This window comes from Klebsiella sp. 1SOBk5mer (assembly GCF_046603115.1).
Taxonomy (GTDB): Bacteria; Pseudomonadota; Gammaproteobacteria; order Enterobacterales; family Enterobacteriaceae; genus Klebsiella; species Klebsiella quasipneumoniae.
The window spans coordinates 275,944-291,503 of sequence record NZ_JBKIUU010000006.1 but is presented as its reverse complement, the minus strand read 5'-3'; the positions used below and the strand labels follow the sequence as shown (position 1 = coordinate 291,503).

Here is a 15,560-nt window from a genome sequence, read left to right as displayed (position 1 = left end):
CTGAATTTCAGGCAGTTCGCACAGAAAATCAGCGCCCATCGCCGCTCGCGGACGGCAGTTTCTTTATGTACATATCTTTGGTGTAGTAGTACCCCAGTTTGTCCGGCGTGAAGCCGCCCACCCAGGGCTTCACTAAATGGGTACGCACATAGTGATAGACCGGAATGGCGGGAACATCCTGCGCCAGCAGATCTTCCGCCTGCTGATAGTATTTGCCGCGGGTCGCCACGTCGGTGGCTTTCGCCGCGTTGTGCATGGCCTCATCGTAAGCCGGGTTGCTGTACTGACTGGTGTTCTCGCTATCCCCGGTGCGGAAGGTATTGAGGAAGGAGGCGGCATCGTCGTAGTCGGCAATCCACGCGTAGCGGACGGCGTCAAAATTATGCGTATGCATCGTATCCAGCATCGTCTTCCACTCCTGGTTCTGCAGCTTCACCTCGACGCCGAGGTTTTTCTTCCACATAGAGCTGGCGGCGATGGCGATGCGCTGATGTGACTCGTAGGTGTTATATAGCAGGGTAAAGACCAGTGGGTGCCGCTCATCGTACCCTGCCTGCGCCAGCAGTTTTTTCGCCTCGGCAATCCGCTTCTCGCGCGGCCAGCTGGCATAGTCCGGGTTGTGTAGCGTCACGCCGCCAATATCCGGCTGACTGATTACCCAGGCCGGGCGCTGGCCCTGGCCAAGTACTTTTCCGGCAATGATATCTTTATCAAGCGCCATATTCAGCGCCCGACGCACGCGCGCGTCGTTAAACGGCGGCCGGGTGGTATTGAACTCGTAGTAATAGGTCGCCAACTGTGGCGAAACGTCCAGCTGGTCGCCCATGGTTTTCTGCAACTGCGCAAACTGATTGATCGGCACCGTGTAAACAATATCGATCTCCCCCGCTTTGTAGCGATTGACATCGGCGGCCTCGGAAGAGACTGGCAGGTAAGTGACTTTATTGATAACCGTGTGCGCATTGTCCCAGTACTTCACATTACGTTCAGCCACCAGCCGTTCATTCACCACCCATTGGGTCAGCTTATAGGGCCCGCTGGTGACGATATGCTCTGGCCGGGTCCATTTATCGGCAAAACGCTCCACCAGCACTTTGTCGATCGGCACCAGCGCGGGGTGCGCCAGCATCGCCAGGAAGGCAGCATTCGGCTGAGTCAGGGTGACCTGCAGCGTGGTGTCGTTTAGGGCTTTCACCCCCAGCGTCTCGGGGCCCTTTTGCCCCAGGGCAATCTCTCGGGCGTTGGTGATATGCATATTGCCGGGGTAGCTTGCATAGGGGGAGGCGGTGGCCGGCGAGACCAGCCGTTGCCAGCTCCAGACGATATCCTGCGCCGTGATGGCCGTGCCGTCGGACCAGGTCAGGCCGGGACGTAAATGGAAGGTCCACAGCTGGTTGTCCTTGTTTTCCCAGCGTTCCGCCAGCCGGGGCTCGACCACCCCCGCAGGCGATACGCTGACCAGACCTTCGAAGAGATCGCTAATAATATTATTTTCAACGTCGCTCTCGACTTTGTGCGGATCGAGCGAGGCTGGTTCACTGCCGTTATTTCTGACCAGCTCCTGCTTTTCCGCCAGCTGGGCGCCCGGCGGCACCTGCGCCGCCTGGGCCCCGCCGATCATTGCTATCATACTGACTGCCAGCAGCGTTCGCGTGATGTGATTGTTTTGATGTAATGTCATTTCCCTTTGCCTTTAACGTACGGAGTTATTCCCCCTTCCACACTTAGTCGCAGAATTTCAATAAAGCAATATTTTTCAGTAACCTATAAGATTTCGATCGGCTCACCGAAGCGAAACGCGAAAACATATCGCTTTTTCCAATCCATGCAGAATTTTATGCTAGTCAAAAGCGGCAAAAGCTAAGTAAAGATGGGTAAAAGCATTAGGGCTTCACGCTTGTTTTTCTTATTCTTTATACCTAATTACATCTGTCATAAGAGAGTGACTCATGGATCGCATAATTACATCATCGCGTGACCGTTCCTCGCTGCTCAGCACGCACAAGGTTCTGCGTAACACCTACTTCCTGCTCAGCCTGACGCTGGCGTTTTCCGCCATCACCGCTACCGCCAGCACGGTGCTGATGCTTCCTTCCCCGGGGCTGATTTTAACCCTCGTGGGGATGTACGGTCTGATGTTCCTGACCTATAAAACGGCGAATAAGCCCACCGGGATTATTTCCGCCTTCGCCTTCACCGGGTTCCTCGGCTATATCCTTGGACCGATGCTGAACGCGTACCTTTCTGCCGGCATGGGCGATTTGATCGGCCTGGCGCTGGGCGGTACGGCGCTGGTCTTCTTCTGCTGCTCGGCCTACGTGCTGACCACGCGTAAAGATATGTCTTTCCTCGGCGGGATGCTGATGGCCGGCGTGGTCGTGGTGCTGATTGGTATGGTCGCTAACCTGTTCCTGCAGCTGCCGGCGCTGCACCTGGCGATTAGCGCGGTGTTCATCCTGATCTCTTCGGGCGCCATCCTGTTCGAGACCAGCAACATCATCCGCGGTGGTGAAACCAACTACATTCGCGCCACGGTCAGCCTGTATGTCTCGCTGTACAACATCTTTGTCAGCCTGCTGAGCATCCTGGGCTTCGCCAGCCGGGACTAACCGTTCCCCTGCTAACAAAGGCCTCGCTTATGCGGGGCCTTTTTTTTTGCTACACTGCGGCCAGTTTCAGGCGGTATGTGAAAAATTATGTTTATTTTTGAAGGCAACGAAATTGAGACGGATAGCGAAGGCTATCTGAAAGATACCACCCAGTGGAGCGAGGCGATGGCCGACGTCATCGCCGCGCAAGAAGGGATAACGCTCGCCGTTGAGCACTGGGAGGTGGTGCGCTTTGTGCGCGAGTTTTACCTTGAATTCAACACCTCGCCAGCGATCCGCATGCTGGTAAAGGCGATGGCCAACAAGTTTGGCGAAGAGAAAGGCAACAGCCGCTATCTCTATCGCCTGTTTCCGAAAGGCCCCGCCAAACAAGCGACCAAAATCGCCGGTCTGCCGAAGCCGGTGAAGTGCATCTAATAGAGGATCGCGAACTTGTCCCAGCTGCGGGTGGGTTGATGGGGTTCAGTCAACACTCGGTCAACCCGCGCGCTGCGCGGCCCACCGGCTTTCAGCCAGGCGATGAGTTTCTCCACCTGCTCCGCCTCGCCGCAGGCAAGCACTTCCACCCCGCCGTCGTCCAGATTACGGGCATAGCCGGTCAATCCCAGCTGCAGCGCTTCCCGCTGTGTCGAATAGCGAAACCCTACGCCCTGAACTGAACCGTAAACCCATGCCATCGTGCAGATACTGGCCATCATCGTCTCCTTTTCGCTCACCCTTTACGCTGAGGATAGCAAATTCATTCAGCGTACGTGCTTTGGCAGTAAACCATAGTGCTGACGGAAGCGCGCGGTAAAGCGCGATCCCGACTGATATCCGCTGTTCTGCGCAATTTCCCCGATGGGCCGCGAAGTGGTCTGCAGCTGCCCCAGGGCATGGGCCATCCGCACTTCCTCGACAATCTGGCGAAAACTCTGCGATTCCTGCTGCAGCCGACGGCGCAGCGTGGACTCGCCGAGAAAGAGCATTTTCGCCACCCGCGACACGCTCCACGCTTGCGCTGGCGACAGCATGACCAGTTGTCGAACCTGCGCCGACAGATCCTGCTGCCGCTCGACGAGCAGCGGGCCGGCATAACCCGCCTCGTGCAAGGCCAGCAGCAGGCCCATGGTCTGATGCTGCTGCAGAGAGGAGGACAAGCCTTCCCGCACCGCCTGCAGAACGCTTTGCCACATAAACGCCAGCTCAGTCGTCACCGGGGCGCAGAGCGAGGTCAGACGCCCGGGCGGTGGTTCACTGACATAGCGGGTCTTGAACGCCGTCAACAGCTCGGGCGTCAGCGACAGCAGATCGGAGCAAAAGAGGCCATTCTCCGGCTGGTTAATCACCTCCAGCTCAACGTCTGCCGGCAAAACAATCAGCTGTTGCGGGGTCGCCAGCACCCGGCTCTCCCCTTGCACAATCACCTTGCTGCCGCGCTTTACCCGACAGAGCGCCGGGGCGAACAGACGCACCCGATGCAGCCTGCATAGCCGTCGGGTGGTGATCTCCGCGGCGGTCAGGGCGTTATGCTGAAAATGAATACTCTCCATCCGACCACCCTTTTATTTTAGCGCCCGGCCGTCGCCGTCAACTGGGCGCTGGCGAGAGCATGGCTGTGTAACAGATACCCGACCAGCGCCCCGCTGGCATCGGCGTTCACCGGCAGCGTGGGGATATCCAGCGCCCACACCGTAAAACGGTAGCGATGTGGTTTATCTCCCGCCGGCGGGCAGGCGCCGCCGAAGCCGGCATAGCCAAAATCGTTGCGGCCCTGTACCGCTCCGCCCGGCAGTGTAGCGCTGTTTTTATCTCCCGCGCCAGCGGGCAGAGAAGAGACGCTGCTGGCAATGTTGACTAACGTCCAGTGCCACCAGCCGCTGCCGGTAGGCGCATCAGGATCCCGGACGGTGACCGCGAAACTGCGCGTGCCTGCCGGGGCGTTTTTCCATGCCAGCTGTGGAGAGACATTGCCTCCTGAGCAGCCGAAACCGGTAAACCAGTGCTTCTGGGCCAGCGGCTGCCCGTCACGCATATCATTGCTGCTCACGCTAAACGGCGCGGCCATCGCGCCACTGCTCACTGCCGCAACCATCGCCACAACTATCCGCATACCTGTTTTCATCGTCTTCTCCTCCTGGGGGTGAGAAGACAGAGTATGAAACGCCGCGCAAGGTGAATGTGCTGAAGCGCCTGCATTTTGTGCCGAAACGCTCAACCGCGCCTGGCGGGGGAAAGATGCTTGTATGCGCCAGGTGTGCTAATCTACGCGCCATTTTTCGGTGCCGACATTCCCGTTGCTTAAAGGTAGCTCCATGACAGATTCCCTATTCCCCCGCTTAGTGTTAGCCAAAGGACGCGAGAAATCCCTGCTGCGTCGCCATCCGTGGATTTTCTCCGGCGGCGTCGCCCGCATGGAAGGTAAAGCCCGCAGCGGTGAAACCATCGATATCGTTGACCATCAGGGAAAATGGCTGGCCCGCGGCGCTTATTCGCCGTCGTCGCAGATCCGCGCCCGCGTGTGGACCTTCGATCGCAACGAAGCCATTGATAACGCCTTCTTTGAACGCCGCCTGCAGCAGGCGCAAACCTGGCGTGCCTGGCTGGCCGAGCGCGATGGCCTCGACAGCTACCGTCTGATCGCCGGCGAGTCCGATGGGCTGCCGGGCGTGACAATCGACCGCTTTGGCAACTTTTTCGTGCTGCAGCTCCTCAGCGCAGGCGCCGAATACCAGCGCGCCGCCATCATCAGCGCCCTGCAGAGCCTGTTCCCGGACTGCGCCATTTACGATCGCAGCGATGTCGCGGTGCGTAAAAAAGAGGGGCTGGAGCTGGCCCAGGGGCCGGTAGTGGGCGAACTGCCGCCAGCGCTGCTGCCGATCGCTGAGCACGGCATGAAGTTGTTGGTCGATATCCAGGGCGGGCACAAAACCGGCTACTACCTCGACCAGCGCGACAGTCGCCTGGCGACCCGTCGCTACGTGGCGGACAAACGGGTGCTGAACTGCTTCTCTTATACCGGCGGCTTTGCGGTGTCGGCGCTGATGGGCGGCTGCCGCCAGGTCACCAGCGTGGATACCTCGCAGGAAGCGCTCGACGTTGCGCGCCAGAACGTGGAGCTCAACGGACTGGATCTGTCCAAAGCGGAGTTTGTGCGCGACGACGTGTTCAAACTGCTGCGTAAATACCGCGATCAAGGGGAGAAATTCGACGTCATCGTGATGGATCCGCCGAAATTCGTAGAAAATAAAAGCCAGTTGATGGGCGCCTGCCGTGGCTATAAAGATATCAATATGCTGGCGATCCAGCTGCTGAACCCCGGCGGCGTGCTGCTGACCTTCTCCTGCTCCGGCCTGATGACCACCGATTTATTTCAGAAAATCATCGCGGATTCCGCAATTGATGCCGGACGTGATGTACAATTTATAGAACAGTTCCGTCAGGCTGCCGACCATCCGGTGATCGCAACCTATCCGGAAGGGCTGTATCTGAAGGGGTTTGCCTGTCGCGTCATGTAACTTGAAAAACGAAACATGAGCCTCATATAGGGAGTATTCATGTTTCCCAGGAGGTGCCTATGATAGCCAGCAAATTCGGTATCGGCCAACAGGTCCGCCATACGCTCTTGGGCTACCTGGGCGTCATCGTCGATGTCGATCCCGAGTACTCGCTCGCGGAACCGGAAGAGGATGAAATTGCCGCCAATGACGAACTGCGCGCGGCCCCCTGGTACCATGTAGTGATGGAAGATGATGATGGCCAACCCATCCACACCTATCTGGCAGAAGCGCAGCTGAGCAGCGAACCCCGCGACGAACATCCGGAGCAGCCGTCCCTCGACGAGCTGGCCAAAACAATTCGTCAGCAGTTGCAGGCGCCCAGGTTGCGTAACTAGCCTACCCGCGCCGCCCTCAGGGCGGCGTTTTGCTTTATAGCCTATTTTTTCGCCCCAACCACGGCGGCCAGCGTCTGACAAATCGTCTCATTAAACTCGGGGCTGCGCTGCTGCGCTTCCGACCAGCGGGTATTCGCCAGGTTTAACTGCCGCGACTGTACCGCGCTCCCCTGCGCCAGCTGATTAAAAAACGGCGTCAGCATCGCCCCCCCTTTCACTTGCTGTGCTATCAAGACCGGCGAACCATCGCTGTAACGGAAACGCTGTGCTGCTGCGGGGATAGTGATATTAGAAAAGTGCGCTTGCGCAAAGCTTGCCCAGTAATTCGCGGCGTTATAACCGCGTGTAAAATTACTTTCGCAATCAGGAAGCGGAAAGCGCGGCCGGGTATTTTTCTCCAGGGCTTTAAAGCTGTTCTCCATCCACCGCGCCATGCCCTCCAGATACCATGTTTGTTTAAAGACGGCATAGCCATACTGATAAAGATGGAAAAATTCATGAGCAGGGGTAATGTTACGCGCCGGTTCCAGCGCGGCATTCAATACAAACTTTAAACCGCAAGGCAGCTGCCTGCCGTCATTCATGGTTTCTGCCGCCACGCGATCGAAAGCCAGACCATTCCCCTTCGGCAGTTGCAATACATAGACATTGATTTGTCTGGCCTGAGCATAAATCTTTTGCTGTAACGGAAAGCGAAGGCCAAGCACATGGGAATAAAGATATTTGGCGGCCTGCAGCTGCACAGCAATATCTTTAATACTATCAGGGACGCCACTGCCTGAACTGTCGTACTGATATTTGAGCGCGTCGCGCCCTTGCAGGCTATAAAAAATATGGAAATCATCTTCAACATATTCTTTTTCGAGGCGATGTTTAAGCAATATCGAACCTTTGACGCAGCGAGATTCCTGCACCATTTCATTAGCCACTGCGGAAGGCAAACAAAAGGCCGCGAAAAGATATATGGCGCAGCATGCCGCTCCTGTTCTGCTATATCGCAAGGTACCGCCTCTCCGGATGTAGTCCGCCCCAGCGAATTCATTTTACCAGGGCGGAAACGTTTTCACACGACACGTTGTTTGAGTGAAACCACGTTGACCGGCTTCTCCTCCTGCCCCTTCATTCGCTGCTCATTTTGCTGTAACCAGTTCTCCCAGCGCCCGGCTATCGCGCTGGCGTAATAACGGCGTGCATTGCGGATGGCGGCGGCCTGCATCTCTTTTTGTAACGCCTTATCGGAGATGACCTGAACTAATGCCGCGGCCAGCGCCTCTTCGTCGCCGTAAGGTACGAGGATCCCGGCCTGACGATCCTGCAGAATATCGCGCGGCCCATATTTTATAGCAAAGCTAATTAACGGCGTGCCATAGACCATTGCCTCGACCGCCGACAGGGATTGCCCCTCCTGATTTGAGCAGAGTACCGTACAGCAAGCGCGGCGATGGACAGCAGCAATATCCGAGGTAAATCCATTGATTTTTATGACCTCTTCTAATCCCCACGCCTTAACCTGCTCGCTGAGTTTACGGCGAAGCGGACCGACGCCATAAGTGTGTAGCCGCGCATCAGGGCATTGCGCCACTACGTTACGGAACGCGTTGAAAAGCATCAGATGCTGTTTTTCTTCAGAGTAACGCGCCAGATAGATGACTGTTTCCGAGGGTTCCTTTTGCGGGTCAGCCGGAATTTTGCTGTCATCCATATGATTGGGGATGACCACCAGGCGATCGCCGGGGATCCCCTCCTGCTGTAAATCCTGCCATTGTTCGTCGGTAAGTACGATTAACCGATCCACCCGTTGCGGTTGTTCCAGTAAATGACGGTATGAAGCTTTTATCCCGCCGTTTAGCAACTGATGATGAGAGTGGATGACTGCGCTAACCGTGCAGTTCATCCGCTGTGCCGGTTGCGAGCAGACGAACGCTTTCCAGGCTTTGTTTTTATCGACGATAAAATGCCAGCTGCCCGCTGCGGGCAGCATCATTTCCAGCATCCAGGAAAAAAACGCCTCCTGTTGGCTGAAGGATTTTATTTCTCCACCGGGTAGCGCGAGATCCATGCGGGCTATCTGCAGGTTCGCTTTCTTCACGTCAAAATATTTACGCAGCAAAACGTTTCCCGCGCTATCGACGTAATCCTCCACCAGTTGCCCCTGCGGGCGTAATTGATAGTTATTTTTACCGACCGTCGCCTCTGCTTTTGGCGCTACAGCCTGACGAAGTTCGATCTCCCCTTTAAGCGCAGGTAGGGGAATGATTTTCCCGCTCTTCAGACACGACACCAAAGCATGGTACAGATTGTAAACCGGGACCGCTTCCGGCAGCGCGCCTCGCGCCTTCAATGCTTTTACCGTCTCATTGAGTTCGGGATCCCACATCGCGGTAATAAGCCAGGGAACAGTCTGTAAATGTTCTACAAACAGCCTTGCTCGCCGGGAAGCCGCTACCTCAATACCATTACCCACGTCGCGCAGATTCTCTAACAAAAAAATAGTCGTTCCCCGAGGTGCGGGCGCCGCCGCGATTGGCGATTGCTGACGTGTGTTGGCAGCCTGATAATACTTTTGATAAGCAATATAACCAGACAGATAGTGCTCTACATCATCAATCCGCACGCGGTAGCTATGGTGTCGAATGAAGAAGCTGTTGACGATACGAGCAGGATTTTTAAAAAACATCGCCAGCTCCGGCCAGAAGAAACCATCCAGCAGGTAACGCGCCCGCGACTCCAGCGCCTGATAAAACTTCTCTTTATCAAAGTTGTCGAGCAAATGGCGCTGTTCGGACGAGGCATCCAGACGCGCAATCATTTCCGCCGCCGCCATCATTAATTCCAGTAACGTCGGATAGGTTGTTACGCGTTGCAGCACGAAATCCAGATGATCGCGCACGTTATCCAGCCCGAAACGGAAATAACGCTCTTCCGGGCGGTAACGCGTCAATTCGTTAACACAGTAGCTCAACCAGTGATCGTGATGCTGCCAGTGTTTTTGTCGAATGAAGTATTCAAATGCTTTCTCCACCATGGACAGCCACTGCGGCGCCTGCGTCAAACGATACAAACGCATTAAGGCAAATGCCGCCTCGCCGTCGTAATAGATTATGCGATGTTTGGCTTTCAATGAGAGATCGTTGCTATTAAGAACATGAACAAACTCACCGCTTTGCGCATCCTGCATAAAGGCAATGCCGGTGGCCAGTTGCGACAACAAGTCCAGATATTGTCGGTCACCCGTCGTTTCGGTATATTTTACCAGCGCCAGAATACTGACCGCATTCCCGCCAAGCTTAATTTCATTTTCGACATCGCAAAGAAACGCGGCCTGTCGCCCATCGGCAAGCGTACGAACGGCAATAAGATTGTTGACCAGGTAACCAATCGCCCGATCGATTGCCTGACGCAGGTGCGGCTGCCTGGTGGCTTCCCATCCTTCAATCAGCGAATAGGTTGAGCTGGCGTGGCGCAGAGCATTATAGGAACGTACCGGACGGTCAAAGCAGGGAAACCAACCGTAATAATAGAGCCCATCTTTTTTAACCTGGCGAGCCAGATAGTCGCTCCCCTTTTTAATCACCTCGGGCAGATAGTTTTTTTGCCATTCATCATCGATAACGCGGTAGCCGGAACTGCGGCCGCTATGTTCAATGAGTTTGGCACCGCTACGATCGCAAAACACCGATCGCGTTTTAAAACGCCATAATATCTGCTGAGGCTCGCTCGGCCAGTTCAAACTACATTTAAACCGCCGTTGACCATAATTTTCCAGATTGATGTCATTTGGCGCCGCTACGCCATTGTCGCCATCATAAAGTAACGCATTCGCCGCAATTTCCTGTTCAAGGATCGCTTGCGTAAATTGGGTATCAAAAGAGATCCCGAAGCGGAAGTAATTGCGTTTAGTGATATTGAGTTTCTTTTGCAGATTTTCCCAGGTGAGTTTTTCTACGCTATCGACAATGTCAATTCGTAACCATTGCGGTTCATTATCCTGCTTTTTACGCCACTCCTGCAGCGCTCTGGCGCCGGTTAACCAGGCTTGATCAAAACTGGCGGCGGTCGATACCTGGACATGCGCGCGCTGCTTTCCGTCACTGACGCTAAAAAAGATGACCCATCCAGGATAATCGGCAGGCAATGCGGTCGTTTTTAATGGCTTGCACTGAAAGCAAGCCTGTTGTAATAAATCGCTTAATGCCATCTCAAATCTCCATACGTTGAAAATTTCACCAAACATACAGCCAGCTAGCGGGTGTTACCTTTCTCTCAGTGCTTCTTTCGCCCTGTTAAATGGTTTCACCAGATAATCCATTACGGTCTTTTCACCGGTTTTAATATCAACCGTGGCGATCATCCCCGGGCCAATTAAAAAACGCTTGCCGCGTTTATTTTCCAGATAGTTATGATCGGTTCGGATAAATACCCGATAGTAGTAGACGTCAGGTTTTGCCTCATCCTGGATCGTGTCCGGAGAGATAGTTTCGACAACACCATTGAGGGCGCCATAGATGGCATAATCATAGGCGGTAATTTTCACCAGTGCCTTCTGATCGGGATGAATAAATGCAATATCCCGCGGCGAAATACGCGCTTCGATCAATAATCGACCATCGATGGGTACAATATCCATCAGCTCACCGTTTGGCGCGATAACGCCGCCGATGGTATTCACTTTGATATTTTTGACGATCCCCTGCACCGGCGAGCGCACGGTCAGCCGAGCCACTGAATCTGCCCGGCCTTTAATCACTTCGGCAAGGCTGGCGACATCCGCGTTAGCTTTCGACAACTGCTCGCGGGCATCAACATAGTAGCGAGTGTTAAGGTCAATTTTCTTTAATTCAATATCGGCGGCCTGCTGACGCAAACGGAGTACTTCGACATTACTGGCCGCACCGGTCTTAGCCAGCTTTTCATTTATCGCCAGCTCGCTATTTACCAGAGACAACGACTGCTCCAGTTGCCGCATAGACTTCGTTAATTGCTCCCTGCGGCTGTGATAGAGGCGAGTTTCTTCCGCCAGCAGCCCCGGCCAGGCCTTCAGCGATGGCGGAAAAATCAGCGGTTGGTTATTAACCTCTGCGGTCAGGCGAATGCTCGCGGCTAATGACGCGCGATATTTAGCCTGACTCTCGCCAACATTGGATTCACTGCGGGTGGGATCCAATCGTGCGACCACCTGACCTGCGGCGACCCGGCTGCCTTCGCGAACGTGCAACTCAGTTAAGATCCCGCCGTCCAGCGTTTGCAACACCTGCTCGCGCGAGCTGGGGATCACTTTTCCGGTTCCGGTGGATACTTCATCGAGCGTCGCGAACCACGCCCATACGCCTGTGACAACCAACAGCAGTGCCAGTAAAGCGATCAGGCGTCGCGAATTAACCAGTTCAGCCTCATCACGCTCGTTATCAGCCATCGCGGCAACCGGATCCGGTTCCTGTACTCGCGGGAAAATTGCAGTACTGGGTTTATTCATATGTTCACCACCTGAGCGCGCGCTTTTTCCTGCTCAAATACGGTCGCCTTCGGTTTATCCAGCGCTAACTGACCATCCTGAATAACCAGAATACGATCAACGATATTGAGCACTGCTGCTTTATGAGTGGCGATGATTAACGTGCGCTCTCCTGCCCAGCACGCCAGTTGCTCGACGAACACTTTTTCTGTTCGTTCATCAAAAAATGAGGTGGGTTCATCCAGCAAAATAATATTAGGGTCGCGAATGAGCGAGCGCGCCAGCAACAGGGACTGCCGCTGTCCGCCGGAGAGCCCGAGCCCCCCTTCCATCACCACATGTTCAAGACCCATAGGCAGTTTGTTGACGAACTCCAGCGCACCACACAGTTCAAGCACTTTCACCAGTTCATCATCGCTCGCCATTGGCCGCCCCAGCGTCAGATTCTCCCTTAATGTTCCATGAAACAGCCGCGCCTCCTGAGTCAGTAGCGTGGCGTTACGGCGAATGTCTGCAAGATCGATCTGTGGCAGCGAAAGATCGTCAAGCCGAAGTTCGCCTGACGCCAGCTCGACATTGCCCATCATCGCCTGCAGTAGCGTCGATTTTCCGGCGCCTATGCGCCCAAGAACGGCTATTTTTTCTCCGGCTTTAATAGAAAGTTGTTTAATTCGCAGCGGTGCGGGACCATTGTCTTTGCCGTAACGAAACTCGGCGTTACGGAATTCATAATTGCCGTGCAGAACCGCTCGGTGGACCCGCGGTTCATCCAGCCCGCCCTCTACCGGCAGCGCCATTAAATTATCCAGGCTTGCTTTCGCGACTTTCACCTGCTGCCAGCGAGCCAGTACGCCGCAGAGGGCCGTCATCGGAGCAACCATTCGGCTGGACAGCATCGATGCCGCCACCATGGCGCCAGTCGTGATGTCGCCATTAATAACCAGTGGCGCCCCTACCGCTACGACGGTGGCATACAACAGGTTCTGAATCGACATGCCCCAGCTCACCAGGCCATGAGTAACTTTGCGGGTTTTCACTCCCGATTCGGCAGTAATTGCCACATAGCTGTTCCATTGCTGCAGGAAACGGCTTTCTGCCTGCATCATTTTGATATCCGGCAACCCCTGAATGCTTTCCACTAAAATGGCGTTGCGTAGCATGCTTTCATGCTGATTTTTGTTCGCCAGCTCGGCCAGTTTTTTCTGCAGTACCAATCCCGGTAATAGCATCAGAATAGTCGCAACAGGCGCAATCCAGCTCAGCCATGGCGAGACGATAAATAACACAAGCTGGAAAAGCAGGAAAAAAGGCAAATCGGCAATGACCGTCATCATGGTCGAGGTCATCATTTCCCGTACCTGTTCAAGCTCGCGAATTTGGGAAATAAAGCTGCCTGTCGAGCGTGGAACCGCCGTATTTTTCAGCCGCAATGCGTGACCAAACACGCGATCGGAGATACGGATATCTCCACGTTTGCCTAACAGATCCGTGACGTGTCCACGGGTAATTTTCAGCATGAAGTTGAACAGGGCGGCAATTAATACACCGCTGAACAAGACATATAAAGTGGGATAAGATTGAGCAGGGATCACCCGGTCATATACCTGCATAGAAAACAGGATGCCGGCTAATGCCAAAATATTAATCGCCAGCGATGCCAGCATGACATGCATATAGGGACGCCAATCTTTTAAAACGATTTTACGCAGCCAGTCTGGCTGAAAGCGAGAGAGATAGCTTTCAGTTCTAATATCTTTCTCCGGCGAGGCCGGACGAAAAGCTACGGTGAATTCAATCTCATCTAATAAGGCGTCAAGCGGGCAGTGGCTTAGTAAAGTCAGCTCTTTGACAAAACGGATCCCGACGGAATTATGCAGATCGAAGCTTTCAATAATGCCAATCTGACCATCTTTGAGCTGTACCACAAGCGGCAGACGCCAGGCCGACATTTTCCGGTCATTGCCATTCAGAAACTGGCAATGCAATCCGGCATGGCGGCAGAGATGTTTAAGCGCATCAGGCAGCGTTTTTTGCGTCGCCCACTCCGCCGCGGCATGGAGCGTACCCGGCGAGTAACTTTGCCGATAATGGCTGGCGACAAAAGCCATAGCGTTAGCCCAATCCTGCAAATGGGGAATATCGCTGCGCTGGTGTTGTTCGCTCATGGTCGAATCTCCACACCCTGAATTCTTTGGTTATCCAGAGCAAAAACGGCGCGCATTTTCCCCGTACTGAACAGACAGTCCAGTTCCAGATTTCGCAGTTGCGCTTCAGTTAATACCTGATTAAATTGCGCCTGATAAATTTCCTGATCGACATTGAGCAGGTCGAGTAACGGACGCGTGCCAAGCTGTAAATATTGATCCTGATACAGAGCGCGAGTTTGTTCGCCAAGTAATTGCTGGCGGCGCTGGATGGCGATAGATTGTTTCAGATTTACCGCCTCGTCGCGGGAGGCGCTTAACTTCTGGCTGGCATCGAGTTGCGCGTTTCTGATCCCGGCATTAGCCGCAGATAACGTTTGCTGCGCCGCTTCGCGGGAAGCGGTGAGTGCCCCGCCCTGATAGATCGGCATTTCAACTTTTACCCATGCCGAATACTGAGTTTTATTTAAAACCGCGCTGTTGGCGTAATTATCATTGAGGTAATGCGTTACCTGAGGTTCCAGCGAGATAGTTGGCAACATTTGCGCGGTGGCATTATCTAACTGCGCCTGCGCCTGCGTAGCCTGCGCCAAAGCCGCGAGCACCGCTGGTACGGTTCGGTAATCGATTTTACTTACGCCACAGGCAGCATCCATCGCCTGCGGTACGCTTTCGGTTACGGAGGTAATACTCCCGAGACCAAGATAAGTCGCCAGCGTTGCCTTCCAGCGCTCCAGCGCCGCCTGATATTGAATAAGCGTTGCCTGCGCGCCCTCTACGCGGGTATCCGTCTGCACCACATCTGAAAGCGATGTTGCGCCGGCGTCGTTGCGCTGGCGAATAAGATCGCCAATATGTTTTAACGAATCCACCTGGGCCTGAGCTATTTTCACCAGCTTTTGATAACCCTGCATCTGTACCACTGCACCCGCGGTATCATGAGCCACTTGATCGATATTAAGCATGACCATCGCCTGCTGTTGGGCAACAGCGGCATCCGCCGCTCTGACCGAGCTGGAGACTTTGCCAAAGTCGTACAGCATTTGCGAAACAGAAACCACTAATGAAGGGGAATATCCTGAATCAGAGTAGGTATTACTATAACCATTATTCATACCCGCATTGACCTGCGGATAATATTTGGCTTTCGCTACATCAACTTTTTGCACCTGCTCCTGGAGCTTACTCACCTGTTGAGTGATAGCTGGATGCCAGTTGACTGCTGATTTTACCGCCGTGGCAATATCCACTGGACCGGCCAGATGACTTTCAGGATTGATAAGATCTTCGCTATATCCGGCAATCTGCTGACTATCGTTTAATCTCTGGGTACTGATAGTGGTGGGCGGAAAGGAGAGCTCCTCTGCCTCAACCGTTAATACCATGCTTATTGACAGGAAAATAGTGCTGCACCTGTAAACGTTGACCATCCCTTTTTTTTGAAATAGACGCATAAAATTACCTTTCAGAAAGCACACTGA

At 54.2% G+C, this 15,560-nt stretch carries 13 protein-coding genes; 4 read left to right on the top strand and 9 right to left on the bottom strand.

Annotated elements, in window-relative coordinates; translation table 11 throughout:
* Positions 1-28: 28 nt before the first annotated feature.
* The gene (locus ACLH1U_RS15830; protein ID WP_411299333.1) at positions 29-1,681 is read right to left on the bottom strand and encodes an ABC transporter substrate-binding protein; all 1,653 of its coding nucleotides are present in this window, start codon (positions 1,679-1,681) and stop codon (positions 29-31) included.
* A gap of 268 nt (positions 1,682-1,949) precedes the next feature.
* Between ACLH1U_RS15830 and yccA the strand changes: the two genes are divergently transcribed.
* Entirely contained in the window at positions 1,950-2,609 is a 660-nt protein-coding gene (gene yccA / locus ACLH1U_RS15825) for an FtsH protease modulator YccA (RefSeq protein WP_002898458.1), read from the top strand.
* An 87-nt stretch (positions 2,610-2,696) separates the two neighbouring features.
* Positions 2,697-3,026: a sulfurtransferase TusE gene (gene tusE, locus ACLH1U_RS15820; protein WP_004201447.1), complete on the top strand. Its 330-nt coding sequence runs from the start codon at positions 2,697-2,699 to the stop codon at positions 3,024-3,026.
* Here tusE and yccX read toward each other — a convergent pair.
* The 3 genes from yccX to ACLH1U_RS15805 are packed head-to-tail and all read right to left on the bottom strand — an operon-like array spanning position 3,023 to position 4,713.
* On the bottom strand, positions 3,023-3,304 hold the full coding sequence (gene yccX / locus ACLH1U_RS15815; protein ID WP_004201446.1) for an acylphosphatase: 282 nt from the start codon (positions 3,302-3,304) through the stop codon (positions 3,023-3,025). The two genes, tusE and yccX, sit on opposite strands and share 4 nt — an antisense overlap.
* A gap of 48 nt (positions 3,305-3,352) precedes the next feature.
* Entirely contained in the window at positions 3,353-4,141 is a 789-nt protein-coding gene (locus ACLH1U_RS15810; RefSeq protein WP_085550659.1) for an AraC family transcriptional regulator, read from the bottom strand.
* A gap of 17 nt (positions 4,142-4,158) precedes the next feature.
* On the bottom strand, positions 4,159-4,713 hold the full coding sequence (locus ACLH1U_RS15805) for a YbhB/YbcL family Raf kinase inhibitor-like protein (RefSeq protein ID WP_085550658.1): 555 nt from the start codon (positions 4,711-4,713) through the stop codon (positions 4,159-4,161).
* Between the two features lie 190 nt (positions 4,714-4,903).
* Between ACLH1U_RS15805 and rlmI the strand changes: the two genes are divergently transcribed.
* Together rlmI and hspQ are read left to right on the top strand one after the other, a co-directional pair.
* On the top strand, positions 4,904-6,106 hold the full coding sequence (gene rlmI / locus ACLH1U_RS15800; protein ID WP_023289059.1) for a 23S rRNA (cytosine(1962)-C(5))-methyltransferase RlmI: 1,203 nt from the start codon (positions 4,904-4,906) through the stop codon (positions 6,104-6,106).
* Between the two features lie 59 nt (positions 6,107-6,165).
* Entirely contained in the window at positions 6,166-6,483 is a 318-nt protein-coding gene (gene hspQ, locus ACLH1U_RS15795; RefSeq protein ID WP_023289058.1) for a heat shock protein HspQ, read from the top strand.
* Positions 6,484-6,524: 41 nt separating this feature from the next.
* Here the strand turns inward: hspQ and ACLH1U_RS15790 are convergent, their stop codons facing one another.
* The 5 genes from ACLH1U_RS15790 to ACLH1U_RS15770 all read right to left on the bottom strand — a co-directional run bounded on the left by ACLH1U_RS15790 (position 6,525) and on the right by ACLH1U_RS15770 (position 15,533).
* Positions 6,525-7,400 (bottom strand): peptidase, encoded by an 876-nt coding sequence (locus ACLH1U_RS15790; protein ID WP_102003797.1) that lies wholly within the window; start codon positions 7,398-7,400, stop codon positions 6,525-6,527.
* 146 nt (positions 7,401-7,546) lie between these two features.
* Positions 7,547-10,681, bottom strand: coding sequence for a glycosyltransferase (locus ACLH1U_RS15785; protein WP_411299332.1), 3,135 nt, complete (start codon positions 10,679-10,681; stop codon positions 7,547-7,549).
* Positions 10,682-10,735: 54 nt separating this feature from the next.
* Positions 10,736-11,956: an HlyD family type I secretion periplasmic adaptor subunit gene (locus tag ACLH1U_RS15780; protein ID WP_064154780.1), complete on the bottom strand. Its 1,221-nt coding sequence runs from the start codon at positions 11,954-11,956 to the stop codon at positions 10,736-10,738.
* The gene (locus ACLH1U_RS15775) at positions 11,953-14,100 is read right to left on the bottom strand and encodes a type I secretion system permease/ATPase (protein WP_102003796.1); all 2,148 of its coding nucleotides are present in this window, start codon (positions 14,098-14,100) and stop codon (positions 11,953-11,955) included. The genes ACLH1U_RS15780 and ACLH1U_RS15775 overlap by 4 nt, the downstream gene beginning before the upstream one ends.
* On the bottom strand, positions 14,097-15,533 hold the full coding sequence (locus ACLH1U_RS15770; RefSeq protein ID WP_044522009.1) for a TolC family outer membrane protein: 1,437 nt from the start codon (positions 15,531-15,533) through the stop codon (positions 14,097-14,099). The genes ACLH1U_RS15775 and ACLH1U_RS15770 overlap by 4 nt, the downstream gene beginning before the upstream one ends.
* Positions 15,534-15,560: the final 27 nt, after the last annotated feature.

Bases quoted from the DNA above. Each gene is read 5' to 3' on its own strand.
- ACLH1U_RS15830 (WP_411299333.1), bottom strand. From the start codon at position 1,681: ATGACATTACATCAAAACAATCACATCACGCGAACGCTGCTGGCAGTC.
- yccA (WP_002898458.1), top strand. From the start codon at position 1,950: ATGGATCGCATAATTACATCATCGCGTGACCGTTCCTCGCTGCTCAGC.
- tusE (WP_004201447.1), top strand. From the start codon at position 2,697: ATGTTTATTTTTGAAGGCAACGAAATTGAGACGGATAGCGAAGGCTAT.
- yccX (WP_004201446.1), bottom strand. From the start codon at position 3,304: ATGGCCAGTATCTGCACGATGGCATGGGTTTACGGTTCAGTTCAGGGC.
- ACLH1U_RS15810 (WP_085550659.1), bottom strand. From the start codon at position 4,141: ATGGAGAGTATTCATTTTCAGCATAACGCCCTGACCGCCGCGGAGATC.
- ACLH1U_RS15805 (WP_085550658.1), bottom strand. From the start codon at position 4,713: ATGAAAACAGGTATGCGGATAGTTGTGGCGATGGTTGCGGCAGTGAGC.
- rlmI (WP_023289059.1), top strand. From the start codon at position 4,904: ATGACAGATTCCCTATTCCCCCGCTTAGTGTTAGCCAAAGGACGCGAG.
- hspQ (WP_023289058.1), top strand. From the start codon at position 6,166: ATGATAGCCAGCAAATTCGGTATCGGCCAACAGGTCCGCCATACGCTC.
- ACLH1U_RS15790 (WP_102003797.1), bottom strand. From the start codon at position 7,400: ATGGTGCAGGAATCTCGCTGCGTCAAAGGTTCGATATTGCTTAAACAT.
- ACLH1U_RS15785 (WP_411299332.1), bottom strand. From the start codon at position 10,681: ATGGCATTAAGCGATTTATTACAACAGGCTTGCTTTCAGTGCAAGCCA.
- ACLH1U_RS15780 (WP_064154780.1), bottom strand. From the start codon at position 11,956: ATGAATAAACCCAGTACTGCAATTTTCCCGCGAGTACAGGAACCGGAT.
- ACLH1U_RS15775 (WP_102003796.1), bottom strand. From the start codon at position 14,100: ATGAGCGAACAACACCAGCGCAGCGATATTCCCCATTTGCAGGATTGG.
- ACLH1U_RS15770 (WP_044522009.1), bottom strand. From the start codon at position 15,533: ATGCGTCTATTTCAAAAAAAAGGGATGGTCAACGTTTACAGGTGCAGC.